The organism is Microbacterium elymi, assembly GCF_021582895.2.
Classification (GTDB): Bacteria; Actinomycetota; Actinomycetes; order Actinomycetales; family Microbacteriaceae; genus Microbacterium; species Microbacterium humicola.
Genome location: NZ_CP091139.2, coordinates 1,184,598 through 1,211,122 on the forward strand (window position 1 = coordinate 1,184,598; position 26,525 = coordinate 1,211,122).

28 protein-coding genes and 6 pseudogenes are annotated in these 26,525 nt (G+C 73.1%); 25 read left to right on the forward strand and 9 right to left on the reverse strand.

All coding sequences use genetic code 11. The features are described from left to right. The first annotated feature begins 185 nt into the window (after positions 1–185). Positions 186–1,013, forward strand: a complete 828-nt coding sequence (locus tag L2X98_RS06305; RefSeq protein ID WP_259612691.1) for a UbiA family prenyltransferase — start codon at positions 186–188, stop codon at positions 1,011–1,013. Here L2X98_RS06305 and L2X98_RS06310 read toward each other — a convergent pair. The 3 genes from L2X98_RS06310 to L2X98_RS22145 are packed head-to-tail and all read right to left on the reverse strand — an operon-like array spanning position 1,003 to position 4,081. Continuing rightward, positions 1,003–1,791 carry an FAD-dependent monooxygenase gene (locus L2X98_RS06310; RefSeq protein WP_290427317.1) on the reverse strand — a complete coding sequence of 263 codons (789 nt, stop codon included), beginning with the start codon at positions 1,789–1,791 and terminating at the stop codon, positions 1,003–1,005. The two genes, L2X98_RS06305 and L2X98_RS06310, sit on opposite strands and share 11 nt — an antisense overlap. Continuing rightward, the gene (locus tag L2X98_RS06315) at positions 1,752–2,255 is read right to left on the reverse strand and encodes an FAD-dependent oxidoreductase (RefSeq protein ID WP_259612692.1); all 504 of its coding nucleotides are present in this window, start codon (positions 2,253–2,255) and stop codon (positions 1,752–1,754) included. The genes L2X98_RS06310 and L2X98_RS06315 overlap by 40 nt, the downstream gene beginning before the upstream one ends. Continuing rightward, a complete protein-coding gene (locus L2X98_RS22145) occupies positions 2,252–4,081 on the reverse strand; it encodes a hypothetical protein (protein WP_435526253.1) in 1,830 nt (609 codons plus the stop codon). Before L2X98_RS22145 ends, L2X98_RS06315 begins: the two co-directional genes overlap by 4 nt. A 105-nt stretch (positions 4,082–4,186) precedes the next feature. Between L2X98_RS22145 and L2X98_RS06330 the strand changes: the two genes are divergently transcribed. Together L2X98_RS06330 and L2X98_RS06335 are read left to right on the forward strand one after the other, a co-directional pair. After that, positions 4,187–4,705 carry a thioesterase family protein gene (locus L2X98_RS06330; RefSeq protein WP_259612693.1) on the forward strand — a complete coding sequence of 173 codons (519 nt, stop codon included), beginning with the start codon at positions 4,187–4,189 and terminating at the stop codon, positions 4,703–4,705. Continuing rightward, on the forward strand, positions 4,618–4,965 hold the full coding sequence (locus L2X98_RS06335) for a thioesterase family protein (RefSeq protein ID WP_354003007.1): 348 nt from the start codon (positions 4,618–4,620) through the stop codon (positions 4,963–4,965). The genes L2X98_RS06330 and L2X98_RS06335 overlap by 88 nt, the downstream gene beginning before the upstream one ends. Before the next feature lie 31 nt (positions 4,966–4,996). Here L2X98_RS06335 and L2X98_RS06340 read toward each other — a convergent pair whose 3' ends face one another. The 6 genes from L2X98_RS06340 to L2X98_RS06365 form a co-directional block, all read right to left on the reverse strand. Beyond that, positions 4,997–6,010 carry an MBL fold metallo-hydrolase gene (locus L2X98_RS06340; RefSeq protein WP_259612695.1) on the reverse strand — a complete coding sequence of 338 codons (1,014 nt, stop codon included), beginning with the start codon at positions 6,008–6,010 and terminating at the stop codon, positions 4,997–4,999. A gap of 79 nt (positions 6,011–6,089) precedes the next feature. Next, the gene (fliW, locus tag L2X98_RS06345; protein ID WP_259612696.1) at positions 6,090–6,323 is read right to left on the reverse strand and encodes a flagellar assembly protein FliW; all 234 of its coding nucleotides are present in this window, start codon (positions 6,321–6,323) and stop codon (positions 6,090–6,092) included. A gap of 163 nt (positions 6,324–6,486) precedes the next feature. Further along, the gene (locus L2X98_RS06350) at positions 6,487–7,149 is read right to left on the reverse strand and encodes a flagellin (protein ID WP_354002939.1); all 663 of its coding nucleotides are present in this window, start codon (positions 7,147–7,149) and stop codon (positions 6,487–6,489) included. Further along, positions 7,146–7,370, reverse strand: a complete 225-nt coding sequence (locus L2X98_RS20285; RefSeq protein ID WP_354002940.1) for a hypothetical protein — start codon at positions 7,368–7,370, stop codon at positions 7,146–7,148. The genes L2X98_RS06350 and L2X98_RS20285 overlap by 4 nt, the downstream gene beginning before the upstream one ends. After that, the gene (flgK, locus tag L2X98_RS22150) at positions 7,367–8,791 is read right to left on the reverse strand and encodes a flagellar hook-associated protein FlgK (protein WP_435526254.1); all 1,425 of its coding nucleotides are present in this window, start codon (positions 8,789–8,791) and stop codon (positions 7,367–7,369) included. The genes L2X98_RS20285 and flgK overlap by 4 nt, the downstream gene beginning before the upstream one ends. Beyond that, positions 8,770–9,285 carry a flagellar protein FlgN gene (locus L2X98_RS06365; protein WP_259612697.1) on the reverse strand — a complete coding sequence of 172 codons (516 nt, stop codon included), beginning with the start codon at positions 9,283–9,285 and terminating at the stop codon, positions 8,770–8,772. The genes flgK and L2X98_RS06365 overlap by 22 nt, the downstream gene beginning before the upstream one ends. A gap of 214 nt (positions 9,286–9,499) precedes the next feature. On the opposite strand from L2X98_RS06365, the gene L2X98_RS06370 reads away from it, so the two are divergent. The 22 genes and pseudogenes from L2X98_RS06370 to L2X98_RS20320 all read left to right on the forward strand — a co-directional run. Then, the gene (locus L2X98_RS06370) at positions 9,500–10,462 is read left to right on the forward strand and encodes a sigma-70 family RNA polymerase sigma factor (protein WP_259612698.1); all 963 of its coding nucleotides are present in this window, start codon (positions 9,500–9,502) and stop codon (positions 10,460–10,462) included. After that, positions 10,426–11,271: a flagellin N-terminal helical domain-containing protein gene (locus L2X98_RS06375; RefSeq protein ID WP_259612699.1), complete on the forward strand. Its 846-nt coding sequence runs from the start codon at positions 10,426–10,428 to the stop codon at positions 11,269–11,271. Before L2X98_RS06370 ends, L2X98_RS06375 begins: the two co-directional genes overlap by 37 nt. 210 nt (positions 11,272–11,481) lie before the next feature. Continuing rightward, positions 11,482–11,601 (forward strand): annotated as a pseudogene (locus L2X98_RS20295) (hypothetical protein); the annotation flags it as partial. Positions 11,602–12,302: 701 nt separating this feature from the next. After that, complete coding sequence (gene fliD / locus L2X98_RS22645; protein WP_259612701.1) at positions 12,303–12,737, forward strand: flagellar filament capping protein FliD; 435 nt, start codon at positions 12,303–12,305, stop codon at positions 12,735–12,737. Further along, positions 12,734–13,054: a flagellar export chaperone FliS gene (locus L2X98_RS06390; protein ID WP_354003009.1), complete on the forward strand. Its 321-nt coding sequence runs from the start codon at positions 12,734–12,736 to the stop codon at positions 13,052–13,054. Before fliD ends, L2X98_RS06390 begins: the two co-directional genes overlap by 4 nt. Next, positions 12,969–13,382 carry a flagellar protein FliS gene (locus tag L2X98_RS20305; protein WP_354002941.1) on the forward strand — a complete coding sequence of 138 codons (414 nt, stop codon included), beginning with the start codon at positions 12,969–12,971 and terminating at the stop codon, positions 13,380–13,382. The genes L2X98_RS06390 and L2X98_RS20305 overlap by 86 nt, the downstream gene beginning before the upstream one ends. 155 nt (positions 13,383–13,537) lie before the next feature. After that, positions 13,538–13,882 carry a flagellar basal body rod protein FlgB gene (gene flgB / locus L2X98_RS06395; RefSeq protein WP_259612702.1) on the forward strand — a complete coding sequence of 115 codons (345 nt, stop codon included), beginning with the start codon at positions 13,538–13,540 and terminating at the stop codon, positions 13,880–13,882. Continuing rightward, positions 13,879–14,274, forward strand: a complete 396-nt coding sequence (locus L2X98_RS06400) for a flagellar basal body rod protein FlgC (protein WP_259612703.1) — start codon at positions 13,879–13,881, stop codon at positions 14,272–14,274. Before flgB ends, L2X98_RS06400 begins: the two co-directional genes overlap by 4 nt. Further along, a complete protein-coding gene (gene fliE / locus L2X98_RS06405; RefSeq protein ID WP_259612704.1) occupies positions 14,271–14,576 on the forward strand; it encodes a flagellar hook-basal body complex protein FliE in 306 nt (101 codons plus the stop codon). Before L2X98_RS06400 ends, fliE begins: the two co-directional genes overlap by 4 nt. After that, entirely contained in the window at positions 14,576–15,853 is a 1,278-nt protein-coding gene (fliF, locus tag L2X98_RS06410; RefSeq protein WP_354002942.1) for a flagellar basal-body MS-ring/collar protein FliF, read from the forward strand. The genes fliE and fliF overlap by 1 nt, the downstream gene beginning before the upstream one ends. Positions 15,854–16,215: 362 nt before the next feature. Then, positions 16,216–16,917, forward strand: a pseudogene (locus tag L2X98_RS06415) (flagellar motor switch protein FliG); the annotation flags it as partial. Positions 16,918–17,005: 88 nt separating this feature from the next. Then, positions 17,006–17,221, forward strand: coding sequence for a FliG C-terminal domain-containing protein (locus L2X98_RS20310; protein WP_354003010.1), 216 nt, complete (start codon positions 17,006–17,008; stop codon positions 17,219–17,221). Positions 17,222–17,813: 592 nt separating this feature from the next. Further along, a pseudogene (locus tag L2X98_RS06420) lies at positions 17,814–19,110 on the forward strand (FliI/YscN family ATPase). After that, the gene (locus tag L2X98_RS06425; protein ID WP_259612705.1) at positions 19,107–19,526 is read left to right on the forward strand and encodes a flagellar FliJ family protein; all 420 of its coding nucleotides are present in this window, start codon (positions 19,107–19,109) and stop codon (positions 19,524–19,526) included. The pseudogene L2X98_RS06420 and the gene L2X98_RS06425 overlap by 4 nt, the downstream one beginning before the upstream one ends. Positions 19,527–19,677: 151 nt before the next feature. Continuing rightward, a complete protein-coding gene (locus L2X98_RS06430) occupies positions 19,678–21,120 on the forward strand; it encodes a flagellar hook-length control protein FliK (protein ID WP_259612706.1) in 1,443 nt (480 codons plus the stop codon). A 14-nt stretch (positions 21,121–21,134) separates the two neighbouring features. Then, positions 21,135–21,554 (forward strand): flagellar hook assembly protein FlgD, encoded by a 420-nt coding sequence (locus L2X98_RS06435; RefSeq protein ID WP_259612707.1) that lies wholly within the window; start codon positions 21,135–21,137, stop codon positions 21,552–21,554. A gap of 20 nt (positions 21,555–21,574) precedes the next feature. Further along, positions 21,575–22,735 (forward strand): flagellar hook protein FlgE, encoded by a 1,161-nt coding sequence (locus L2X98_RS06440; RefSeq protein WP_259612708.1) that lies wholly within the window; start codon positions 21,575–21,577, stop codon positions 22,733–22,735. A 142-nt stretch (positions 22,736–22,877) separates the two neighbouring features. Further along, on the forward strand, positions 22,878–24,332 hold the full coding sequence (locus L2X98_RS06445; protein ID WP_259612709.1) for an HNH endonuclease signature motif containing protein: 1,455 nt from the start codon (positions 22,878–22,880) through the stop codon (positions 24,330–24,332). Positions 24,333–24,613: 281 nt separating this feature from the next. Next, complete coding sequence (locus tag L2X98_RS06450) at positions 24,614–24,886, forward strand: flagellar FlbD family protein (protein ID WP_259612710.1); 273 nt, start codon at positions 24,614–24,616, stop codon at positions 24,884–24,886. Next, a pseudogene (locus L2X98_RS06455) lies at positions 24,886–25,713 on the forward strand (motility protein A). The gene L2X98_RS06450 and the pseudogene L2X98_RS06455 overlap by 1 nt, the downstream one beginning before the upstream one ends. A 59-nt stretch (positions 25,714–25,772) precedes the next feature. Continuing rightward, a pseudogene (locus L2X98_RS20315) lies at positions 25,773–25,832 on the forward strand (hypothetical protein); the annotation flags it as partial. 181 nt (positions 25,833–26,013) lie between these two features. After that, positions 26,014–26,373: pseudogene (locus L2X98_RS20320) on the forward strand (OmpA/MotB family protein); the annotation flags it as partial. Between the last annotated feature and the right edge of the window lie 152 nt (positions 26,374–26,525).

Consider the following 26,525-nt stretch of genomic DNA (forward strand, 5'->3'; position numbering starts at 1 on the left):
CCTTGCTCATGGCGCCCATCATCATCGCGTCCATCCGATATCCGCCTTCCTCCGGTACGGCGGGCAGGATGTCCGCCTGAGGCTCAGGGTAGCCCTCGCCACGCACGGCGTCGATGGGTGTGCGCCCGCCCTCCGCACGGGCTCGGATCACCGCTGCGGAGCGGCGACGGCCTATCATCGCCGTCATGCGCATCGTCGCGATCCTCTGGCGTTCGACGCACCCCGGGCCGACCGTCGTCGTCACCGTGATCGCGTGCGCGCTCGGGCTCGCGGTCGGCCTCGGCCCGGTCCGGCTGGTCGCCCTGACCGCGGCGGTGCTGGCCGGCCAGATCTCGATCGGACTGTCCAACGACGTCCTCGACGCCGCCCGCGATCGCGCCGTCGGACGCTCCGACAAGCCGCTCGCCCGGCCTGACGCCCCGGTCAGTGCGGCGTGGACCGCGGCGGTGATCGCCTCGCTCGTCGCCCTCGCCGTCTCGGCCGCGCTCGGGTGGTGGCTCGCCCTGGCGCACGCCGTGTTCCTCGGCTCCGGCTGGGCGTACAACGCCCGGCTGAAGTCGACGATCTGGTCGGCCGCGTGCTTCCTGGTCGGATTCGGCGTGTTCCCCTCCCTCGCCCCGCTGGCCCTGCCCATCCCCCACGTCGCGGCGGGGTGGGCGTGGGCGACCGGTGCGGCGCTCGGGGTCGCGATCCACTTCTCGAACGCGCTGCCCGACCTGGAGGACGACGCTCGCACGGGGGTGCGCGGGCTTCCGCACCGGCTGGGGGCGCGGGGGTCGGCGGTGGTCGCGTTCGTCGCGCTCCTCGCCGGCACCGCGGCGGCCGTCGTCGGGCCGCTCGCGGCAGGGGCGACCGGCGTGGCGCCGATCACGGCGGCCGCGGGCGTGGCGGTGACGGCCGTCGCGGTATGGGGGCTGGCGGCGTCGCTGCGGGCGCGTCCGGGGCGGCTGGTGTTCCGCCTGGTCATGCTGGCGGCGCTGATCCTGGCCGCACAGCTGGTCGTCACCCGGTGAGCCCGTGCGCCGTCCGTCCCGAGCCGATCCGCCCGTCGCGGTCCAGGCCCATGGCGTAGGCGCGGGCCAGCATCGGCCCGAACGGGCCGGACAGTGCACCGGCGAGGGCACCGGTCACGACCCGATGCGCGAGCGCCGATCGCGGTCGCCCCAGAGCGGTGTTCGCCGCGGCCAGCCGCACGGCCGTGCGGGCCGAGGCGAGGCGCTGCCGTTCCCACCGCGCGAGCTCGTCCGAGGACTCCACCTGCGGCAGCCAACGGGCGATCAGCGGCGCCAGGGTCGCGACATCCAGCAGCCCCAGGTTCATCCCCTGCCCGCCGATCGGGCTCACCTCGTGCGCGGCGTCGCCGACGACGAACACGCGTCCGAGGCGCAGGCGGTGGGCGACCGCGCGACGGATGCCGAATCCGGTCACCCGCTCGATCCGCGCCGCCAGGGCGTCATCGCCGGTACGGTCGGCGACGGCGCGACGCAACCGGTCGACCGCCGCGGCATCCGTGTCATCGAGCGGTGCAGAACCGCGATCGGATGCCGCATCCCAGGCGACGAGCCGGCGGCCGCCACCGGGCAGTGGGAAGGACTCGAGCACGCCCGCGGCATCCAGGGTGACCGCCGCGACCTCGGCCGACTCCACCGACGGCCCCGGCACATCGGCCATGAGGTACCGGTCGCGGTAGGCGTGGGATCGGACGCCGGCCGCGGGCACGAGATGCCGGCCGCCGGCACCGGCCGCGACGATCACCGTGCGCGCGATGAGCCGCTCGGCGGCCTGAGGCACGGACGGGTCGCCGACGCGACCGGTCCCGCGCGAGGCCGGCGCCGCCACGAGCACGTCGACGACCGTGCCGCGGTCGTGCACGGCGACCGCCCGTGACGCGCGCCGCGGCGGCGGCCCTCCTGCGGCCACGGCCGCCTCGGTCCGCGCCTGGGCAGCGTCGCCACGAACGGGAATCGGGTGTCGAGCCGGTCGAAGCGCACCTCGCCGAGCACCCGCCCACCCGCCCGCGCGACGCCGCGCGGCACGCGCGCCGCATCGGCGAGGATGCGGTCGGTGGCACCCGACGGCTCCAGCGCCGCGAGCACCGGAGCGTGCACCCCGATCGCGCGACTGCCCGGCGCCGGGTCGGGGCGCGCCTCGAGCAGCACGACATCCAGGCCGAGTCGGGCCAGCTCCGCGGCGGCGAACAGTCCGGTCGGCCCGGCGCCGATGACGATCACGTCGTGGTCGGGACCGCCGCTCACCGCGTCACCGGCCGGTGCACGGCGAGCAGGCGGAACGGCCGGGCGCCGGCGACCGCCCAGCCGGGCGGCAGCGCGGCCGCCAGCTCGCCGGCGGTGAAGCTGCGGCGGATGTCGCGAGCCCGTCCGTGCGCAGGAAGGTGCCGGGCGCCAGGGGCAGGATGCCGATCGCGTAGGCCGCGTAGGCGGTGCGGCTGCGGGCGATGTCGGCGTGGACCGCCAGCCGGGTGGCGAGCCTGGAGGTGTCGGCGAACAGCGCGGAGCGGTCGCGGTCGTCGAGGTGATGCAGCACGTGGTTCGAGATGACGATGTCGAAGGCATCGCCGGCGGCGACCAGCTTGCGCACTCGTCGCGGCGCGGTAGGCGACGCCGCGTTCGGGTCGCGCGGCGCACGCCACCGCGATCGCCCGGGGGTCGGGGTCGATGCCCACCCCCGTCACGGCGAAGCCGTCGGCACGGGCGGTGCGCACGAGGCGGCGGAGGATGTCGCCGCCCCCGCACCCGATGTCGAGGATGCGCACCGGTCCGGCGGCGTCGGCCAGCGCGGGCCGCAGGTGCGTGCGGTACACGCCCGCCCATCCGGCCACCAGCCGGTTCACCAGGGCGAACCGCTCGAGCGTGCGACGCAGGCGCTGCGGATCGCAGGCCGGATCGTCCATCAGCTCGGCGAGCCGGTCGGCGCGCACCGCGAGGCTCACGCCGTCGCCTCCCGGCGGACGAACTGGGCGGTCTCGACGGTCAGGCCCGGTCCGAACGCCAGCCCGACCACCCGTGCGTCGTCGCCGAGCGCACGGTCGGCGAGGATGCGCTGCAGGATGAACAGCACCGTGGCGCTGGACATGTTGCCGAACTCGCGCAGCACCGCGCGCGAGGTCGCCATCGCGGCATCCGGAAGCCCCAGTCCCGCCTGCACCCGGTCGAGGATGCTGCGCCCGCCCGGGTGCACGGCCCAGGCGTCCACCGCGGCGATCCGGGCAGGCATCGTCACGGCTGTCCTCGGGCTCGGCGGCGCCGCCGAGCGCGGCGCGGACCACGCCGCGGATCTCGCGTCCGACGATGCGCGGCACCTCGGCGGTCAGGATCATCTCGAATCCGGCATCCCCGACGGTCCAGTCCATCGCGGACTCGCCGTCGTCGGTGATGCTGGTCGAGAACGCCCCCAGCTCGAGCACCGCGGCGTCGCGCCGCGCCGGTGCGCCGGCCACCACGGCGGCCGCCGCACCGTCGGCGAAGACGGCGGACGCGACGATCTGGTCGGGGTCGCTCGATGAGCGCAGGTGCAGCGAGCACAGCTCGGCGCACACCACGAGCACGACCGCCTCGGGCTGGGCGGCACAGATCCGCGCCGCGGCCCGCAGGCCCGGGAACGCGGCCGCGCATCCCATGAACCCGAGGTGGTAGCGCTCGGCGCCGGCCGGGATGCCGAGGTCCCGCACCAGCCGGAAGTCCGGTCCGGGCGCGAAGAAACCGGTGCACGAGACCGTGATCACATGGGTGACCTGGGCCGCCGACATCCGTGCGCGCCGCAGGGCGTCCAGCGCCGCCGCGGCGAACAGCCCGGGCGCCTCACGCCGGTAGACCTCGTTGCGCGCCTCGGTCGACGGCGACCGCAGCCGGTCGTCGGCGTCGAGGAACAGCCCCTCCCCGCCGGCGAGTTCGGCGACGACGCTGTGCCGGTGGTCGATCGCGGCATGGTCGAACGCCGCGCCGATCAGCCGCACCGCGCGACGGTCGATGCCGGCCTGCCCGGCGAACAGGTCGCGGATCCGCTGCTGGGTCAGTCGGGTGGGGGGAGCGGCCGTTCCGACCGAGAGGAGTGCCGCCGTCATGTCCCCAGCATGCAACCGCTCCCCCGGTCACGTCAACGGGCTCGCGCATCCGTCTGCGACCGGGGGCTCGACGAGCCTCGTCCCCCCGCCGCGTAGCATGCCGGTGTGACCGCCTACTTCGAACGACTCGGCCCGACCTCGTTCCGCGCGACCGATCACACCCGCGGCGCGTGGGATCCGACCCAGATGCACGTGGCGCCCACGATCGGGCTGCTCGCACACGCGATCGAGTCCGACCGGGACGCCCGCCGCGACGACGGCCTGCTGCTCACGCGCCTCTCCGTCGACATCCTCGGCACCATGCCCGTCGGCACGCTCGAGGTCGCGGTGCGCGTGCTGCGCCCGGGCCGCACCATCGAACTCGTCGAGGCCACCCTCGCGCACGACGGCCGCACGGCGCTCATCGCCCGCGCGTGGCTCGAGCAGGGTACGACACCGGTGCAGTGCAGTGGAGCGCGCTGCCGTCGATCCCCGGCCCGCACGAGCTGGAGGCATTCGATCCCGCGGCGGGCTGGGCCGGCACCTTCGCGCGCACGATCGAGGCGCGGCGGCGGCTGGTCGAGCCGGGCCGTGGGCAGGTATGGCTGCGGCTCGGGATGCCGCTGCTCGACGACGAGCCGGTGAGCACGACCGCGCAGGTGCTGGGCGTGGCCGACATCGTCAACGGGATGACGCCGCGGCTGACACCGGAGGTCGCGAACTACCCGAACCTGGACCTGACGGTGCACCTGTTCCGGCTTCCCCGCGACGCGTGGATCGGCTTCGACACCGAGGTCTCGATCGGCGCCGACGGCATCGGCCTGACCCGTGCCGCGCTGCACGACGCCGACGGCCCGATCGGCGCGAGCGCCCAGACCCTGACCGTGCGGCTGCGCGACGAGTGACGCACCGGCCCGGAGGCGGTCGCCCGGCGGCTCAGACGGCCGGTTGGTCGTCCAGCCCGCCGGCCTCGACGAATGAGCGATACATGTCGGTCTGCAGGCAGGGCCGAGCCGAGCATCCCGCTGCGCGAGAGCTGCTCCAGCCGGCCGACCAGGTGAGGCGGGATGCCACGTCCCACGTGGTCGCGTGGGCCTCGGCGGCGATTGCGGCGGCGACCTCGCGCGCCCGGCGCAGGGCGTGGGCCGCGGCGGATCGGCGCCGATCGCCGAGCCCGCGGAAGCGGTAGCCGTGGCCGGGTGCGACATCCCACTCGTCGTACGGCGCCAGCGCGCGCAGCGAGCGCAAGTAGTCGGCGAGGGGATTCGTCCCCAGCTGGGCGCCGAGTCCCAGCCCCGGGTAGACGGTGGGCAGGATGTGGTCGCCGGAGAACAGGATGCGGCGCTCCTCGTCGGCGATGCAGATGTGCCCGGGCGTGTGCCCGGGGGTGAGCACGGTCCGCCACCGCAGGCCGTCGACCGGGATCTGGTCGCCGTCGTCCACGAGGATGTCGGCGGTCAGGGCGATCCGGTTCGGGCCGCCGTGCTCGGCCATCCGCTCGCGGAGCGCCCGGGCCGCGGCATCCGGGACGCCCCAGGCCTCCAGCGATGCGAGCTGGTCGGCCGCGCCGCCGGCGCCCGCGGCGTCGATGGAGGCCTGCTCGCGGCGGCCGAGGACCACCCCGGCACCGGAGGCGGAGCGCAGCCGCCCGGCCGACCCGATGTGATCGGGGTGCGCGTGCGTGACGACGACCGTGCGCACGTCGGCGAGCCGGCGGTCGATCGTGGCGAGGAAGGCGTCCAGCGCCGAGATCACCGCGTCCGAGTCCCACCCGGGGTCGATCACGGTGACGGCACCGGATGCCGCGCGGTGCACGACGCCGAGCGTGTAGGTGAGGAACGAGCCCGGCATCGGCAGCGGCACCGACCACAGCCCGTCGTCGATCGGCTCCGGCTCGGGGATGCCGCCCGTGGTGGCGGCCTGATGCCGCTGCGCGCTGATCGGATGCATCTCAGACGCGAGCCCCACTGATCCGGTCCGGTCGTTCGCGCACCCGACCGAGCCTACGCCGCGCACGCGGGTGCGCGTGTCACCCGAGCGCGGCGCGCAGCGGGTAGTCCTGGTCCTCGAGGATCACCTGGGATGCCGCACCCGAGGTGCGATTGACCACCACGGGGGCCAGGAGGTTCACGCTCACCCCGTCGCGGCGGGGGTGGGCCACGACCAGCAGCATCGCGTCGTCCGGCGAGGCCAGCCCGAGGTCGGCCACCTGCTCCTCGCTGAGGATCGGGGCGTAGCCGGATGCCACGGTCTGCGGATCCACGAGGAAGACCCGCAGCTCGGTTGCTCGGCCGCGTGCATCGCGAACAGCCCGTCGGCCCCCTCGATCGGGGTCAGGGCGAACGCGGTGTGCGGCGCGAAGCCCGGCGGCGGCGCGACGAAGGACAGGGCGACGAAGGACTCGGCGACGGAGGAGGCGGAATCGGTCATCGCAGGAAGTCCATCAGCGACGGCTCGAGCACGCGCCCGGTCACGGCCAGCGCGGAGCGGTACACGAGCTCCTGCGACTGCAGCCGCACCAGCACCTCGACCGAATCGACATCCTCCACGGCCGCGCGGCGGGCCTCGAGCGAGACGGCATCGTCCACGGCGGCCTCCTTCGCGCGCTCGATCTGGGACTGACGGGCGCCGACGGCGCCCTGGGCACTGAGCATAGCGGTGCGCCGTTCATCGATCGCGGTGAGGTGGTGGCCCACATTCGTCCCCGAGCGCAGGTCGGCCACGACCGAGTCCAGCAGCGCGAACACCGAGTCGGCACCGGTGCCGAAGACGGCCGCGCCGTCGGCGTCCACTCGCACGGTGACCCCGTCCGAGATCCGTCGCTGCACCTCGGCCCCCGGCGTCCCGGTGAACCCGTAGGCGGGGTCGAAGGCGACGCCGGCATCGGATGTCCCGGCGAAGACGGTGCGGCCCAGCAGCGTGGTGTTGGCCTGGGCGAGCAGCTCGGCCCGGATGCCCTCCAGCTCGGTGGCGATCGCCTCCTTGGCCGTGGCATCCAGCGCCCCGTCGTTGGCGCCCTGCACGGTGAGGTCCCGGGCGCGGCCCAGCAGCGCGGTCGACGACGAGATGGCGCTGTCGGCCGTGGTCACCCAGGCGAGCCCGTCGTCGATGTTGCGGGCGTACTGCTGGGTGCGCTGCGCTGCGCATGCACCTGCAGGGCGGTCGCCGCGGCGGCCGGGTCGTCGGAGGGCACCGCGAAGGCGCGCTGGGATGTCGCCTGCTCCTGCAGGCGCGCCAGCTGGGCGAGGTTCGCCTGCAGGTGTCGCATCGCCGACTGGGCCATGGCCGGGGCCGTCACACGCGAGATCATCGTGCTCCCTCTCTCATCGGCCGACGATTCCGGTCTTGTTGATCAGCACGTCCAGCGCCTCGTCGATGGCGCTGAGCACGCGGGCGGATGCCTGGTAGGCGGCCTGGTAGGTGACCAGGCTGAGGGTCTCCTCGTCGCCGTCGACGGCCGCCACCGACTGCTGGGCAGTGGTCGCGGCCACCGCCGAGGTCTCGGACAGCCGGGCGCGCTGCACGTCCCCGGCGGTGGACACCCCGAAGCGGAGCACCTGGTCGGCCCAGACGGCGTCCGGCGAGCCGTCGCCGGTGCCGAGCCTGCGACATGGCGTCGGCGTTGGTCGCGTCGAACGCGCCGGCGCCGGGTGCGGCCAGGGCCAGATCGGCGCCCGAGGTCGGCACCACGCTCAGCCCGAGCGCGGCCGGACCGGTCGCGGCCAGCGCGAAGAAATCGCCGCCGGCGGTGCCGGCTGCCGTCACTCCCAGGTGGTGCTGCGCGTTGACCCGGTCGGCGAGGGTCGTCGCGACGGTGTTGTACGCGGCGGCGAGCTGGGCCAGCGGTCCGCCCTGGCCGGCCGGCGCGAGCACCGAGAGCGCCCCGCCGAGTTCGCCGTCGCCGAGCGCGACCGGGAACGCGGACCCCTCCCAGCCCAGCGTCACCGGCTGCCCGCCGTCGATCGTGGTCGGACCGCTGACGACGAGGTGCCGGGCCTGGGCGCCGGACACCAGCGCGTTCCCGTCGACCCGGACGGTGAGGGTGCCGTCCGGTTCCTCGCTCGCACGCGCGCCGGCCATCCGGGCGACGTTCTGGGCGAGCACGCCGCGCTGGTCGATGAGCTCGTTGGCGGTGCGGCCGGAGGCCACGGCATCCCGGATCTGGCGGTTCAGCGCGGCGATCTGATCGGCCGCGCTGTTGATCTGCGACACGGTGCGGTCAACGCCCGTCCGGGCGTCGCTCCACTGCCCGGCGACGGTGCGGTACCCCTCGGCGAGGCGGCCGGCCAGCTCCTGGGCCGAACTGAGCACGACCGCGGCGGCGGCGCCGGAGTCCGGGGCGTTCGAGAGATCCTGCCATCCGGACCAGAACGCCGACAGCCGGGCCGCCATGCCGTCTGCGGTCGGCTCGGCCAGCGCCACTTCGGCCGTGGTGGCGGCCTGCGCTCGCGTCGACCAGAAGCCCGATGCGGCGAGGGTGTCGCGCACCCGGGCATCCAGCAGCGCATCGCCCAGCCGGGCGATCCCGTCGACGGCCACGCCCTGGCCCGGTACGGCGCCGGTCGAGAACCGGCCGGCCTGGGCCACCGCGGCGATCGCGTGCGTGTTCACGCGCTGCCGCGTGTACCCGTCGGTGGTCTGGTTCGCGATGTTCTGCCCGACGACATCCATCCCGCGACGCGCGGCGGCGAGCCCGGATGCCGCGGTGTTCAGCCCGCTGAAGGTGGACATGCTCCCTCGCTCACATCTCGGTGTCGATGATGCGGGCCGCGTCCTCGCGCGTGCGCCCGCCGTGGGTCGTGTACTCGCCGGTGTCGGCGCCGAGTCCGGCGATCGTCTCCTGCGTGGCGCGCATCACCGACGTCAGCTGCCGCACGTTGACGTCGCGCAAGCTGTCCGATCTCGGCGACGAGCTGGGTCAGCACCCGGAGGTGATCGGTGAACACGTCGCGCCACGGGTCGGTGGGGGCGTGCTCGACGAGCTCGCGCAGGGTCGCGCCCTCGGGCGCCCCCCACTCCTCGGCGACCGTCGCCGCATCGACGACGCGCGCGATGCCCGTCGTGCGCAAGCCGGTCCAGCACCTGCTCGATCTCGTGCGTGGCGAAATGCATCCAGCGACCGTCTCCGGCGGCCAGGCAGCTGCCTGGACCTCGAGTTTGAACAGGAGCATCTCCAGCAGCTCACGCTCATGCCAGAGCCGCATCGACAACTCGTTCGTTCCCATCGGCTCCTCCTTCCCCAGTGATCCCCAGTCGCGACGCGCCGATTTCAGCGTTCGTCTTGTCCTATCGACAGACTCTCCCCTATGGTTATGCACGAAGATGAGCGTTTTCTCATTTTCCCCGATCGCGGGGAGAAGGAGAGGCGTCGCATCGTCGGTTCCCAACCGGAGCCGTCGTGATCTGGGGACACCGAAGCTGTCGGGGGACAGCCAAGTAGTGAGAGACATCCAGATGCAGACGCGAGCCGAGCGCAACCGCCTGATCGAGGACAACCTGCCACTGGTCGGATACCTCGCCGCCGAGACCCACGCGCGCGCCACGAACGTGCCACGCGAAGAGCTGGCCGCCGTCGGCGCCCTGGCACTGGTGACCGCGGCGGACGCGTTCGACCCGACCCTGGGCGTGCCGTTCGGCGCCTACGCCCGACGCCGCGTGCTGGGCGCCTTCGCCGACGAGATGCGCGCGATGGACTGGGCCTCACGCGGCACCCGCAAGCGCATCAAAGAGACCGTCGCCGTCCGCGACACCCTGACGGCAGGGCTGGGCCGCACCGCCACGGTCGCCGAGATCGCGACCGCGATGGGCGTGCCCGCCGAGACCGTCAGCGACGCGCTGGCCGACGCCGCGCGCACGGTCACGACCCTCGACGACCCATCCGCGCAGGATCTGGCCGGCGACATCCCGCTCCCCGAGGAGTCGGCACTGCTGGCCGAGCGCCGCGAGGTGCTGGAGTGCGCCGTCCGGGCCCTCCCCGAGCGGATGCGGCACATCGTGCAGGCCGTCTACATCGACGAGCGGCCGGTCAAGGAGATCGCCGACGAGCTCGGCGTCTCGCACTCCGCCGTCTCGCAGCAGCGCTCCGAGGCCGTGCGGCTGCTGCGCGACGCGCTGGACCAGTTCTTCGCCGACGGCGACCGGCCCGAACCGGTCTCGCGGGTCTCGGCATCCGTGCGCGAGGCGTTCTTCGCGCGGATGATCGAGGCCGGCGGCCCGCGGATGGCGAACGCGCTTGCGCCCGCGCACGGCCGTCGCCGTCTGAGAGATCCCGACGCGCGCCTAACGACGGCGTATGCGGCGCCGATAGCTGTCTTCGGAAGCCCACGGATGGGCTCCCGGGTACCCCATCACGGAGGAGAAACACCATGGGTATGCAGATCAACACCAACGTGTCGGCACTGAACGCCTACCGCAACCTGTCGAACACGCAGAACGACCTGTCGAAGTCCCTCGAGAAGCTCTCGAGCGGCCTTCGCATCAACCGGGCCGCGGACGACGCGGCGGGCCTGGCGATCTCCGAGGGCCTGCGCTCGCAGGTCAACGGCCTGAACGTCGCGGCCCGCAACGCCCAGGACGGCATCTCGGTCATCCAGACCGCGGAAGGCGCCCTGACCGAGGTCCACTCCATCCTGCAGCGCGTGCGCGACCTCGCGGTGCAGGCCGGAAACGACTCGAACAACGTGGACTCGCGCGCGGCCATCACGCAGGAGGTGACGGGGCTGGTCGATGAGCTCGGCCGCATCGCCGACTCGACGAACTTCAACGGCATCCAGCTGCTGGACGGGAGCGTCGCCTCGCTGTCGTTCCAGGTCGGTGCGGACGGGTCCGCCGCGAACCAGATCTCCGTCGACCTGAGCGGTGCCGACATCAAGACGCTCGCGACCGACCTGAAGACGGCGATCGTCACCACCGACGGCTTCGCCGACGCGACGGTGGCGGCCACGACGATCACCACCGTCAGCGACGCCATCACCACCGTCTCGACGGCCCGCGCGGGCCTCGGTGCGGCACAGAACCGGTTCGAGTCGACCATCAACAGCCTCAACGTCTCCTCGGAGAACCTGGCTGCCGCCGAGAGCCGGATCCGCGACACCGACATGGCGTCCGAGATGGTCAAGTTCACGGCGAAGAACATCCTGTCGCAGGCCGGCACGGCCATGCTCGCCCAGGCCAACCAGGCCAACCAGGGCGTGCTGCAGCTGCTGCGCTGATCACGCTGAGACACCGGGCGGCTCCGCGGGTGACCGCGGGGCCGCCCTCCCCCACCTGACGCGGAAGGACACCCATGGGACTCTCCCTGGACGGCCTCGTCTCGGGCCTGGACACCACGGCCCTGATCAAGTCCCTGATGGACGTCGAGGCGATCCCGCGCAACCTGCTGTCGGCGAAGCAGACCGACAAGAGCGGCATCATCTCGCAGCTTGCAGACCCTCAACGCCTCGATCCAATCCCTCGCCGACAGGGCGAAGAAGGCCGCGTCGGGCACGGCCCTCGCGCAGTTCACGACCACCTCGTCCTCCCCCGCCGTCACCGTCACCGCGGGATCCGGCGCCGCGCCCACCTCCGCCGACATCGTGGTCGACAAGGTGGCCCGCGCGCACACCGTCGTCTCCGCGGCATCCGCCACCTGGCCGGACGACCCGCCCGTGCTCACGCTCGAGAACGCCGCCGGCGAGCGAGTGGAGGTCACTGCCGCATCCACGTCGATGCAGGATGTGGCCCGCGCCATCACGGATGCCGGAGCCGGCATCACCGCCACCGTCGTCCGGGCCGGCACCGACGCCGACGGCAGCCCGGCCTACCGGCTGCGAGCTGACGGCGGACGAGACCGGGGAGGCGGGAGCGTTCCGCGTCCTCCGCGGCGACCTCGGCGCGGCCGCCGCCGGGACCGCCGCCGACATCACCACCGCACCGGGGGGCGCGGTGGTGACGGTCGGCAGCGACGCACAGCTGCGGCTGTGGGCGGGGACGGCCGCCGAGCAGGTCGTCACCTCGTCCGGGAACACGTTCACCGGCCTGTTCCCGGGCGTCGACGTGACGGTCGCCGCGGCATCCGTCGAGCCGGTCTCGATCGGCGTGGGCGTCGACGACGCCGCGCGCGCCAAGACCGTCGGCGACTTCATCACGCAGGTCGCCTCGATCCTCAGTCGCATCGACAAGGGATCCACCGCCACGGTCGCCGATGCCGCCGGCGGCACCACCACGCTCGGCGTGTTCACCGGCGACAGCACCGTCCGCGCGCTTGCGCCAAGCGGTCGCCGACGCGATCCAGCACCCGGTGGACGGCGTCTCGCCCTCGACGATGGGAATCTCCATCGACCGGTACGGGGTGCTCTCGTTCGACAGCGAGAAGTTCGCCGACGCCGCGGCCGCCGACCCCGCGGCCGCCGAGGCGATGTTCACCGGCATCGCCGCCCGCGTGCAGGATGTGTCCGAGCGGTACTCCGACAAGTACGACGGGCTGCTGACCACGCGCATCGTCGGACAGCAGAGCGAGGTGAAGGCGCTCGGCGACCAGATCGCCCGCTGGGACGTCCGGCTCGAGCAGCGCCAGGCCTCGCTCGAGCGCACGTATGCGCACCTGGAGACGATGCTCTCGCAGATGCAGTCGCAGTCCTCGTACCTGACCACGCAGCTGGCCAGTCTTTCCACCTCGCAGAGCGGATCGAGCTCGTGAACGCCGCGCTGAGGGCCCAGCAGCGGTACCGCGACGACGCCGTCCTCTCGGCCCCGCCGGAGCGGCTCGTCACGATGCTCTACGACCGCCTGCTGCTGGACATCGAGCGCGGCGAGGCCGCGCAGCGGGCCGGCGACTGGGCGGCCGCGAGCACCCACCTGCAGCACGCGCAGGCGATCGTCGCCGAGCTGTCCGGCTCGCTCACCGACGCCTGGGACGGCAGCGACGGGCTTGCGCGCGCTGTACACCTTCGTCACCCAGACCCTCATCGGCGCGAACATCGGCCGCGACGCCGACCGCACGCGTGCGTGCCATGAGCTGATCGCGCCGCTGCGCGACGCCTGGCACGAGGCCGCGGCGCAGGCTGAGCGGCGTGCCCGCATGACGGATGCCGCCTGGCCGGCCCTGCTCGAGCGGTTCGAGCAGGATCTGGGCGCCGATGCATCGGTGCGGCCGTGGGCGCCGCCGTCGACCCCGCTGCCGCCCGAGCTCGCCGACCGGGCGGGGCGGCTCCTGGCACGGCAGCAGGAGCGCATCCGCGAGGTGCACGACGAGCTGGACGCGCTGCACCGCGAGATCGTCGCCCTGCGGCGCATCCCGCCGGTGCGCGGCGATGCCCCCGCGCTGCTCGACCTCGATCTGTAGGAGATCGACCCGTCGGAGATCGACCCGCCAGAGATTTATGAGAGCCGTCTAACGTATCGCTCCGGACCGCCGATAGAGCACCGCGAGCAGGGATCGCTCGACACTCGGCCAGGGAACGGCCGCCACTGACCGACTCGACATCGGGAGACGGGGCCGTGCTCGATTCTGTGACCATCTCGGCGCTGACCAGCGCGCTGAACGGGCTCTCGCTGCGGCAGCGCACGATCGCCGACAACATCGCCAACATCAACACCCCCGACTACCACGCCAAGCGCGTGCAGTTCGAGGACGCGCTGGCCGCCTCCGTCGCGGCCGGTGACGGGAGCGCGACCGCGACGGTCGGCGAGTCGCTCGAGCCGACCCGGCTGGACGGCAACAACGTCAACCTCGACACCGAGACGCTGTCCAGCATCGACACCATGCTGCGCTTCCAGTTCGCCTCGCAGGCGGTCGACGGCTCGTTCTCGGCGGTCCGCACGGCGCTGAGGACCACCTCATGACCTTCGACGCGATCGGCATCGCCGGCACCGGCCTGACCGTCCACCGCAAGTGGCTGGACGCGCTCAGCGACAACATCGCCAACATCAACACGGCCGTCGCGCCCGGCGACACCGCGTTCCGCGAGCGCTACGTCCGCGTCTCGGCGGGCGAGATCACGCCCGGCGCGTACGTGGCCGGCACGGCGCTGGGGGATGCCGAGGGCCGCCTCGTGCAGGAGCCGGACAACCCGCTGGCCGACGCGGACGGCTACGTGCGCTACCCCGACATCGACCTGGGCGACCAGATGGCCCAGCTCATCCTCGCCCAGCGCGGCTATGAGGCGAACGCCGGCGTCGTGGACCGGGCCCGCACCACCTACGAATCCGCCCTGCAGATCGGACGAGGCCGATGAGCTCCATCCCCGGCATCGGCGCCGTCTCGGCCGCCCTTCCCCCGGCCACGACCACTCCCGCCGTCGCGGCTGCCGGCGACGACTCCGGCTTCGCGTCGAGCCTCGCCGGCGCCGTCGACGACCTGCGCGGGCTGCAGACGACCGCCAACCAGCTCAGCGTGGCGGCGGTGACCGGCGACCTGGATGACATCCACTCCGCGATGATCGCCTCCACCCGCGCCGCGGTCACGCTCGAACTGGTCAGCGCCGTGCGCAACAAGGGCGTCGACGCGTTCAACGAGATCATGCGGATGCAGGCCTGATGCCCCAGCCCGTCACCACCGCGCTGCGCCGCGTCGGAGCCTTCATCGCGGGCTTCACGCTCGCGCAGCGCACGATCGCCATCATCGGGCTCGCCGCCGTCGTCCTCGGCGGTGTCGCGCTGTTCAGCTGGCTGTCCCGGCCGGAGTACACACCCCTGTTCTCCGGGCTCAGCGCGTCGGACGCGAACGCCGTGGTCGAGCAGCTGCGCTCGTCCTCGGTGTCGTACGAGCTCGCCGATGGGGGCGCGACCGTGCTGGTGCCGAAGGACGACGTCTACGACCAGCGCCTGGCCGCGGCATCCGCCGGCCTCCCCACCGCCAGCTCCGGCGGCTACACCCTCCTGGACGAGATGGGGGTGACGGCATCCGAGTTCCAGCAATCCGTCACCTACAAGCGAGCGATCGAGGGCGAGCTCGCCGCCACCATCTCGTCCATGGACGGGGTGACGGCGGCATCGGTGAAGCTCGCCATCCCCGAGGAGAGCGTCTTCGTCTCCGAGACGAAGGACCCGACGGCGTCGGTGTTCGTCGAGCTCGGCGACCGCTCGACTCTGTCGGCGCAGAAGGTCGAGGCGATCGTGCACCTGACCTCGGCGGCGGTCAGCGGGCTCAAGCCCGAGAACGTCGCCGTCGTCGACCAGGCCGGGCACACGCTGTCGGCGGTCGGTGCCGGCACCGCCGGCAGCGTCGACGAGCAGGCGGGCGACTACGAGACCCGGATCGCGGCGAGCGTGCAGAAGATGCTCGACTCGGTGGTCGGCGTGGGCAACGCGACCGTCACCGTCGCCGCCGAGATCGACCACTCGTCGAACCAGCGCCAGGACGAGACGTACACGCCCGCCGAGGGCGCGCCACCGGCGAACGAGCAGACCAAGACCCAGACATCCAAGGGCAGCGCGAGCGACGCCGGGGTGCTGGGGCCGGACAACATCGCCGTGCCGTCGGGCGACGCCGGCGGCGAGAGCCAGACCACCGAGGTGACCCGCAACAACGTCGTGAACAAGTCGGTGCAGACCACCACGACCCCGGCCGGAGAGCTGCGGCGCCAGTCCGTCTCGGTGGCCGTGGACGCGACCGCCGCCGGCAGCGTCGACGCCGATCAGCTTGCGCGGGCTGATCGCGACGGCCGCGGGCATCGACCAGAAGCGCGGCGACACGGTCGCGGTGGAGTTCGTCCCGTTCAGCCAGACCGAGGCGACCGCGGCGCAGGAGGCCCTGCGCGCGGCGAAGGAGGCGGAGGAGGCCGCCCGTGCCGCCACGCTTGCGCAACACCATGATCATCGCCGGGGCGGTCGCCCTCCCCCTCCTGATCGCGGTCATCGCGCTGATCGTGCGCGCGCGTCGGCGTGCGGACGACGAGGACGAGCCCGAGTACGTGCCCCTGCTGGACGGGCGTCCGCGCTCGCTGCTGGGCGCACCGGCGGCCGCGGCGACCGAGCGGCTCGAGCCGGCCCCGGTCGCGACGCTGGAGTTCACCGACCCCGAGCCCGCGCCGGAGCAGCCCGATCCCGAGCACGAACTCGAGCCCGCGCAGGTCAGCCTCGAGCGCCGCCGCGGCGAGATCGACGCGTTCGCCCGGCAGGATCCGCGGCGCACCGCCGAGGCTGCTGCGCAGCCTGCTGGACGAACGGCAGGACGCATGACCGTGCTGACCGGGCGGCAGACCGCCGCCGTCGTCGTCCTCAACCTCGACGGCGCCCACGCCGTCGAGGTGATGAAGCATCTGTCCGAGTCCGAGGCCGAGGCCCTCGCGGCCGAGATCGTCGCCATGCGGCAGCTGGATGCCGAGACCACCGCCCGCGCGCTGGGCGAGTTCCATCGGCTCGCCTCCGGCCACCTCCCGCCGGGGCGCGGCGGCCGTGACATCGCCGCGCGGCTGCTGGAGGCATCCCTCGGCTCCGAGCGGGCCGCGAGCGTCCTCGGCCGGGTGACTGCGACGAAGGCGAGCGCGGCCTTCGACTTCCTCGCCGCGGCCGCTCCCGCGGAGCTTGCGACCCTGCTGGACGGCGAGCTGCCGCAGACCGTGGCGCTCGTGCTGGCGCACCTGCCGGCCGAGCAGGCCGCCACCGTGCTGGCCGCACTGCCCGATCCCGCACGCACCGACGTCGCCCAGTCCATCGCCACGATGGGCACCGCCACGCAGGAGGCGATCGCGATCGTCAGCGACGCGCTGCGCGCCCGCACCGGGGTGTTCGCCACTCGCGAGACGCCGGAGATGCTCGGCGGCGTCGAGCCGCTCGTGGAGATCATCAACAGCTCGGACGCCACCACCGAGAAGGCGCTGCTGGCCAGCATCGAGGCGCGCGACAGCGCGCTGGCCGAAGACATCCGCTCGCGCATGTTCACGTTCGCCGACATCGTCCGGCTCGAGGACCGCGACGCGCAGCGCGTGCCTGCGCGGCATCGACATCCGCGCCCTCGCCCTCGCACTGAAGGGCGCCCAGCCCGCGATCGTCGAGCTCATCCGCGGCAACGTGTCCGAGCGCAACCGCGAGGTGCTCGACGACGAGACGCGCGCCCTCGGGCCGGTGCGGATGTCGCAGGTCGAAGAGGCGCGGGCCGAGATCGTGCGCACCATCCGGGCGCTGGAGTCATCCGGCGACATCATGGTGCGCCGTTCGGACGAGGACGAATATGTCAGCTGACGCCTTCGCCCCCGCCGTCTTCCCGCGCCTGCACGACGCCGATCTCGAGGCCGAGCGCGAACGTGCGCGCCGGCACGGATTCGTCGCCGGGCACGCGGCGGGGTTCCGGGCGGCGGCGCTGGTGACCGAGGCCGAGACCGAGGCCGCACGGGCGCACCGCGCCGCGGCGGACGCCGAGGCGGCCCGCCGGGTGGCCGAGGCCGTGGCGATGCTGCAGACGGCGGCCGCCGCGCTGACCCGGCGCACGCGCGAGCTCACTGCGGCGACGCAGGCGCAGGTCTTCGCGCACGCCGTGGAGTTGGCGACGGTGCTTCTGGCGGGCGAACTGGCCGACGGCGAGACATCCGCCCGGGCCGCGGTGCGCCGCGCGCTGGGCGCCGACGACGCCGCCGAGGTTCGTGAGCTGCGGCTTGCACCCGGACGACCTGGCCACCTTGGCTCGCCTCGACATCCGTCCCGATGGCGTCGTGCTCACCGCGGACGCGGACCTCGCGCCGGGGGATGCCGTCGCCGTCCTGGACGAGGGGCACGTCGACGCGCGAGTCGACGCGGCCCTGGAGCGGGCGCGCCGCGCGATCGCGGAGGCGACGACGTGAGCGCCTGGGGCGCGGTCGTTCAGGCCGCCCGGCCCGAGCGCGTGGGGCGGATCTCGCAGGTGCGCGGACTGAGCGTGCAGGTGCGCGGACTGGAGTGCGCGGTCGGCGACCTGGTCTCGCTGGCCGACGGCCGGCACGCCGAGGTCGTCGCCACCGGAGACGACGGGTTGCGCTGCATGCCGCTGGCCCCGCCCGACGGGCTGATGGTGGGCGCGCCGGTCCGCGCCCTGGGCGGGCCGCTGCGCGTGCCGATCGGGCGCGCCCTGCTCGGCCGGGTGGTCGACGGGCTCGGTCGGCCGATCGACGGCCGCGGGCCGGTCACAGCGCCCCGGGTCGGCCTCGACCACGAGCCCCCGTCGGTGATGGGCCGGGACCGCATCGCCGCGCCGCTGCCCCTGGGCGTGCGGGCCATCGACACGCTCACCACGATCGGCCAGGGCCAGCGGGTCGGCCTGTTCGCCGGGTCGGGGGTCGGCAAGTCCTCGCTGCCGTCCATGATCGCGCGGGGAACCGAGGCGGACGCCGCCGTCATCGCCCTGGTCGGCGAGCGCGGCCGCGAGGTGCGCGAGTTCATCGACGACGACCTCGGCCCGGAGGGGCTGGAGCGCGCGGTCGTGGTGGTCTCGACATCCGATCAGCCCGCCATGGCCCGCCTGCGGGCCGCGTTCACGGCCACCAGGATCGCCGAGTCGTTCCGCGACGAGGGGGCGCACGCCATCCTGATGATGGACTCGCTGACCCGCGTCGCGATGGCGCAGCGCGAGATCGGGCTGTCCGCCGGCGAGCCGCCGGCCACCCGCGGATACCCGCCGTCGACGTTCGCGCTGCTGGCCCGGCTGCTGGAGCGCGCCGGCACCGACCGGCACGGCTCGGTCACCGGGATCTACACCGTGCTCGTGGATGGCGACGACCACAACGAGCCCATCGCCGACGCGGTCCGGTCCATCCTCGACGGGCACATCGTGCTCGATCGCGCACTCGCGCTGACCGGGCATCACCCGGCCATCGACATCCTCGGCTCGGTGTCGCGGGTGGCCGGCAAGGTCGCCTCGGCCGATCAGCGCGCGCTGGTGACGACGATGCGCGCGGTGCTCGCGGCCCGACGCAAGCGCGAACGATCTGATCGACATCGGCGCCTACCACTCCGGCGCGAATGCCCGGGTGGATGCCGCGATCGCGCATGAGCGCGAGATCTCGGACTTCCTCACCCAGGGCCTGGGCGAGACCAGCCCGGCGGAGGAATCGTGGCGGCGACTGGCCGCGCTGGTGTCGAGCTTCGGAGGTGTCGGATGAGCCGATCGTTCTCGCTGGCGGGACTGCTCCGGGTGCGCAGCGTGCAGGAGCGCGAGGCGGCGCAGCGGCTGTCCCGCGCGGCCGTCGAGGCGAATCAGACCGCGGCCCGCGACCGGCGGCTGCGCGCGGCGCTGGGGGGTGCCGACCCGGAGACCATGGACTCCGCGTCGCTGGCCGCCCTCGCGGCATCCCGCGCGTCGGCGCGTGCCATGCTCGCCGATGTGTCGGCGCTGTCGGCGCTGCAGCAGCAGGAGGTCCGGACCGCGCGCACTGCGCACGACGCCCGGCGCCGCGAGGTGCGAGGGCTGGAGAAGCTGGCGCAGGCCCACCTCCGGCAGGTGCGCGCGGACGAGCTGCGCGCGGAACAGGTCGAGCTCGACGAGATCGCCCTGCGGATGCGGGCGGACGACGCATGAGCGGGCTGCGGGGTGTCGTGGCGGGTGTCTCCGGGGCCGGTGGCCGGTTGCCCTCGGCTCGGGCGAGGAAATCTGCCGAGGCGAGGAGCGAACCGGCCCGTTCGGCCCTCTCTTCGGCAATTCCCCTCGGCTCGGACGAGGAGGTGGCCGCGTGAGCATCGCGAGTCTCATCGCCGGCCCGGCGGCGACCGGCCCGCGCACCGCGGCGTCTGCGCCCGCCACGGGCGACCCGGCCGCGGCCGCGGCGTTCGACGACGCCGTGCGCGGCGTCGTCGGATCCCCGCCGAACGACCGCCCCGGGCATGCCCGCGGCTCCGGTTCTCCGTCGACCCCCGGTGACGAGACCACCGACCCCGGTGACACGGGCGAGGCGGATGCTGCGACGGATGCGGTATCCGCGGTGCGGGGCGGCGCCGTATCCGGTTCCGTGCCCGGGGATCTCATGCCTGGCCTCGTGCCTGGGGATCCCACGGCGGGCCTCATCCTGGCGAGCCTGGTGGGCGGCAGCCCGGCCGGCGGCGCTCCCCTCGGCGGCAGCCCGGTCGGCGGCAGCCCGGTCGGCGACGACGGACCCGACGCGACCGGCACGCGCACCGCATCCGGTACACCCACCGCAACCAGCACGGATGCCGCCATGCTCTCAGCCGCCGCCACACAAGGAACGACGCCTCCGCCCACGGGCGCGACAGCACAGACGTCGCCCCTGACACCGAGCTCACCCACGACACCGGGCGGGCTGTCCCCGGTATCCGCCGCCGCGCCCGGGCCTGTCACGACCGTGGATGCCGCCGCCGCGCCCGCGCCTGTCACGACCGTGGATGCCGCCGCCTCGCCGGCGACCGGGCTTGCGCCGGCGTTGGGGCCTCCGCCGGCGACCGGGCTTGCGCCGGCGACCGCGATGCCTGCGCCTGGCCGGTCGCCGGGCGACCTCCCACCGACCGGCCAGACCGCGGCATCCAGCGCGCACAGCCGGATCGCCACGTCGACCGATCCGACCCCGCCCGCATCCCCCACCTTCGCCGACTCGGCGAACGGCGCGGCTGCTCCGGTCGCCGCTCCGCCACTGCCGGCCCCTGCCGCGACCGCCGCACCCGCCCCTGCGCCGACCGCCGCACCGGCCGCCGCACGGGCCGGGCTGGCGCCGCAGGTCTCGGCGCCGGTGCTCGCGCTCGCGCAGGCGCCGAACGGCGACCACCGCATCACGCTCACGGTCTCGCCCGACAACCTCGGGCCCGTCACCGTGCGCGCGCACGTCTCCGACGGCGTCGTGCGGATCGAGCTGCACGCGCCCACCGACATCGGACGCGACGCCCTGCGCGCCATCATCACCGATCTGCGCCGAGACCTGGCCGGCACCGCCCCGCAGGCCTCGATCAGCGTCTCCAACGGGGATGCCGCAGCCGGCGGCGGAGGCGGGCAGCTCGGAGGCGGGCAGGCCGGAGGCGGCTCATCGGGTCCGACCGGCGGCGCGCCCGGACAGGGACGGCCCGGTGCCGCCGACCCGGACCGCCGACCCGACGACGCCCCGACAGCCCGGCCGGCGCGCCCCTCGGCCGACAGCCTGACCTCGACCGGGATCGACATCTTCGCCTGACGCGGAAGGACATCATGACCACCATCGACCCTGTGGCCCCCACCGGCCTCTACACCGGCAGCACCGGACCCACCACCGAGCGCAAGCAGACGCTGGATTCCGAGGTGTTCCTGAAGCTGCTGGTCACCCAGCTGGCGAACCAGGACCCGAGCTCGCCGATGAACACGAACGAGATGATCGGGCAGACCACCCAGCTCGCGTCCATGGAGCAGCTCACGGCGCTGGCCACCACCTCGTCCGAGGGCTTCGCGCTCAGCATGCGCCAGACCGCCGCCGCCCTGATCGGGCAGCAGGCGCAGTACCTCGACGCCGACGGCGTCGAGCAGACCGGCAAGGTCAGCGCCATCTCGTTCGCCGGCGCCGTCCCGCAGCTCACGATCGGAGACGCCAGCATCCCGCTGGATGCCGTCTCCGGCCTGTCCCTCACCTCCTGACCCCGAAGAAAGGCACCACCATGCTCCGTTCGCTCTACTCCGGCATCTCGGGCCTGCGTTCTCACCAGACCATGCTCGATGTCACCGGCAACAACATCGCCAACGTCAACACGACCGGCTTCAAGGCGTCATCCGTGCAGTTCCAGGATTCGCTGTCGCAGCTGGTGAAGAACTCCACGCTGCCCCAGTCCGGATCCGGCGGCTCCAACCCCGCCCAGGTCGGACTCGGCGTGCAGGTGGCCGGCATCAGCACCAACTTCGCCCAGGGCGCGTCGCAGTCCACCGGCGTGCCGACCGACCTGATGATCGCCGGCGACGGCTTCTTCGTCGTGCGCTCGGGCGCCGAGACCCGCTACACCCGCAATGGCGGGTTCACGTTCGACGCGAACGCCCGGCTCGTCAGCGCCGACGGTGCGCTCGTCCAGGGCTGGACCGCCCAGAACGGCGTCATCCAGCCGGGACAGGGAGTCGGAGACATCCGCCTGCCCGTCGATGCGACCCTGCCGGCCACTCCGACGACCGGCGCGACGGTCACCGGCAACCTCCCGGCCGAGACCGCGGTCGGCGACCAGCTGGTCCGCGACGTCCGCGTCTACGACGCCGAGGGCGGCAGCACGATGCTCGCGCTGACGTTCACCCGCACCGCCGGTGGATGGGATGTCGCGGACGGCGCCGGCGGGACCGCCTCGCTGGCCTTCACCGACGGGAAGCTGACCGGCGGCGGCACGCTGGTCTCGGGGGGCGTCACGGTCGACCTGACGACGGTCACCGGCTTCGCCGATGTGAACACCGTCGCCTTCGACACGCAGAACGGCGAACCCGCCGGCACCCTGCTGTCGTACGCGCTGTCGGATGACGGGAGCCTCATCGGCACGTTCAGCAACGGCGAGACGCAGGTGCTCGCCCGCGTCGCGCTGGCGACCTTCACGAACCCGGGCGGACTGGAGAAGACGGGCTCGTCGCAGTACGTGCCCAGCGTCAACTCCGGCCAGCCGACACTCGGCACCGCCGGCGCCGACGGCATGGGCAAGATCGTCAGCGGCGCCCTGGAGATGTCCAACGTCGACCTGTCGCAGGAGTTCACCAACCTCATCGTCGCGCAGCGCGGGTTCCAGGCGAACGCGCGCATCATCACCACCAGCGACGAGGTGCTGCAGGAGCTGACGAACCTGAAGCGCTGACGCATCCGGATGCGCCGTCGATGGTAGACGCTCGCATCGGTTCCTCCACAGGCGACGTGCCGGGAAGGTTATCCACAGAAAACACTCATGACCGGCCATTCCCGTCTCCGTCGATGTCGGAGGTGGTCGGCATGATGGGAGGATGAACACGTCACCGGCAGACCTGATCGAGGCGCTCACGCACCTCGACGACCTGCTGGCTGGCGACGTGCGAAACGCCCTCGATGAGGACGTCGGGCGGCTGATGACCGACGACGAACTCGTTGCGTTCACGAGGGTCACCGAGTCACTCGGGCGACGGGTGGACGCACTGCGGGTCACCGCGGCCGGTGAGGTCGATGACCGGTCCCGCACCGAACTCGGCGAGGAACGGCTCTCCGCCCGGGCCGGGTGCATGAATGCCGCCGATCTGCTGACCCGGCTCACGGGGATCGGTGGGACCAGCGCGCGCGTCCGGATCCAGCACGCGCACGCGATCGCGACTCGCACGGCACTGACCGGTGAACCTCTTCCTGCCCGGTTCCCGGCGGTGCGCGACGCACTGAGCGACGGGGCGATAGCGGTCGACAGTGTGACCGCGATCGTCACCGCCCTCGCTCCCCTCGCCGACCGGTGCGACCCGACCCACCTGGCCGCCGCCGAGCACGAACTGGTCGCCGCAGCGATCGGCGCCTCCCTCGACGGCGCCCCGGCGTGCTCGGCGGATGACACCCGCATCCAGGCGAAGGTGTGGGCCCTCGTGCTCGACCCCGACGGCACCCTCCCCGACGACGAACGCGCGCTGCGCCGACGCGGGTTCCAGCTCGGCCGGGAACGCGACGGGATCGTCCCGGTCACCGGGAATCTGCTGCCCGACGTCGCCGCCCAGTTCCAACGCCTCGCCGACGCACAATTGAATCCGCGCGTCGAAGACCGCACGGACGACCCCGGCGTCCGGTTCCGCCCGGCACCCGACAGCGCCGATGCCGGGACCGACGGAGACGAGCCGCGGGACACCCGCACCCACGAGCAGAAACTGCACGACGTGCTGGCCACCATCCTCGGAGTCGCCGCCCGCTCCGCCGAAAGCCCGACCCTCGGCGGACTGCCACCCACCCTGCTGGTGACCATCGCCGCCGACGAACTCGACCGTGACGACGGGGTCGCATTCATCGACGGAACCGACAGCACCGTCCCCGCCCTCGTCGCCCGCCACGTCGTCTGCTGCGGCGGCGTCCAACGCCTCATCTTCAACACCGACGGCCGGATCATCGAACTCGGTACCCCCCAGCGCGGCTTCACCGGCCAGCAGCGCCGGGCCATCACCGCCCGCGACGGAGCCTGCATCATCCCCGGCTGTCAGGTCCCGGCAGCCTGGTGCGAACTGCACCACGTCGAAGAACACGCACGCGGCGGACCCACCCACGTCGACAACGGCGTTCCGCTCTGCTGGTACCACCACAGCACCATCGACACCAGCGGATGGGAGATCCGCATGATCGACGGCGTCCCCCAAGTTCGCGCCCCCGCGGCCATCGATCCCGCCCGGCAATGGCGCCCCACGTCAGGATCACTCCACCGCGCCCGCGACGCGCTACGGCGACAGCTGCTGGGATGACCACCCGATCGCCGAAGCCGCCACGATCGCACACCAGCACGGAGCGCGGGTGCACGTGGATGGCACGTTCGGATTGTGGGCCGTCGCGAGCAGGAAGCACCCGTGGGCCTCACCGGGCCGGAGTTCGACAGCGAGAAGCAGATCGACAGCGAGAAGCACTGAGCGCCCCACACGCCTAACCAACCGCACCCGAGTGCCGAAAGTCCTGTGTGACGGTCCAGGAAGGACCGCCCGCTGCCACCCCGTACAGGGCGGCGCACACTCTCCAGGATGGAAGACCGATGATCGTCGTCACGCGCTTGAACCGCACTCGGTTCGCGGTGAATCCCGACCTGGTCGAGCGGATCCAGGCCGCACCGGACACCACCATCACCCTCGTCGACGGGGCCACGTTCGTGGTGACCGAGACGATGGACGAGGTGATCCAGCAGATCACCCGCTTCCGCGCCCGGGTGCTCGCCACCGCCGCCGCATGGCCGCAGGACACCGCCCCGCAGGACACCGCCCCGCAGCACGCCGAACACCACCCGGCCGGCTCCGAGGGGGTGCGCTGATGGATCCCGCATTCATCATCGGGCTGGTCCTCGCCTTCGGCGGGCTTCTGGCCATGATCGGGCTGGAGGGCGGCTCGGTCTCGGCGCTGCCTTGCCCGCCCCCATGGTGCTGGTGTTCGGCGCGACGATCGCCGTCGGCATCGCCAGCGGCACCCTGCGCGACGCGGTGTTCGCGGTCAAGTCGCTTCCCGTGCGTTCCGCGGCGACAAGCGCACCGCCCACAGCATGATCGCGACCGTCGTCGCGTACGCCGAGAAGGCGCGCGCCGAGGGCCTGCTCGCCCTCGAGCAGGCCGTCCCGGACGAGGACGACCCGTTCGTCCGGCAGGCGCTGCAGGGCATCGCCGACGGCACGGATGCCGAGGAGCTTGCGCATCGTGTGGGAGGACGAGATCGCGTCCACCGCGGCGCGCAACCAAGCGGCATCCAAGTTCTATTCGACCCTGGGCGGGTTCGCCCCCACCGTCGGCATCATCGGCACGGTCGTCTCGCTCACGCACGTCCTGGAGAACCTCGACAGCCCCGACACGCTCGGGCCGATGATCGCCGCCGCGTTCGTGGCGACCCTGTGGGGCCTGCTCTCGGCCAACTTCATCTGGCTGCCGATCGGCGGTCGGCTTGCAGCGGCTGGGCGAGCTCGAGCTGGAGCGGATGACGCTGCTGATGGAGGGGATGCTGGCGGTGCAGGCCGGTTCGCCGCCGAAGCTGGTGAGCGAGCGGCTGCGCGCGATGGTCTCGCAGCGCCCGACCGAGAAGGCCGAGAAGAAGCCCGCGCCCGAGCGGCGCGCGGCCGGCGAGCCGACCGCGAGTCCGGTGACGTCCCCATGAGCACGCGGCGCCGGCGCCGTGCGGCGCCGGAGGAGCACCACGGCCCGGACGAGCGCTGGATGGCGTCGTACCTCGACATGGTCACGGTGCTGATGTGCATGTTCATCGTGCTGTTCGCGATGTCCACCGTCGACGCGGAGAAGTTCGTCGCACTGAGCAACTCGCTCGCGACCGGTTTCGGCCAGGAGGCGTCGAAGACGGTGGATGCCGCAGAGGGCGTGGTCGTGCCGGCAGAGCTGCTCGACGAGGACGCCGTCGGCTTCGCCGACATCGCGATCGCCGAGGCGCGCGCCGAGTTCGATGAGCTCTCGGCCCTGCGCGACCGGCTTGCGCGAGGCGCTGAAGAAGGAGGGGCTGGAGCGCACCGCCACCCTGACGATCGACGAACGCGGGCTGACGATCGGCCTGGTCAGCGCCGACACCTATTTCGCCACCAACAGCACCAGGCTCTCGCCGAAGGCCATCCACGTGCTCGATGCGCTGGGCGGTGTGCTGGTGGATGTCACGCATCAGATCTCGGTCGAAGGTCACGCCGATCGGCGCACCGCCGCCGCCCCGTTCCCCACGAACTGGGAGCTGTCGGCGGGACGATCCACCCAGGTGCTGCGGTATCTGGTCGAGGACCGCGGCCTGGATCCCGGGCGCGTCAAGTCGGTGGGCTTCGGCGACGCGCACCCGGTCGCCGCCGGATCCAGCGCCGCCGCCCTGGCCCAGAACCGCCGAGTCGACATCGTCGTGCTCTCCGATGCCCAGGAGGAGGTGCGCCGGCTTGCTGCCGCAGTTGCAAGCAGCGCAGAAGCCGCTCTGATCCC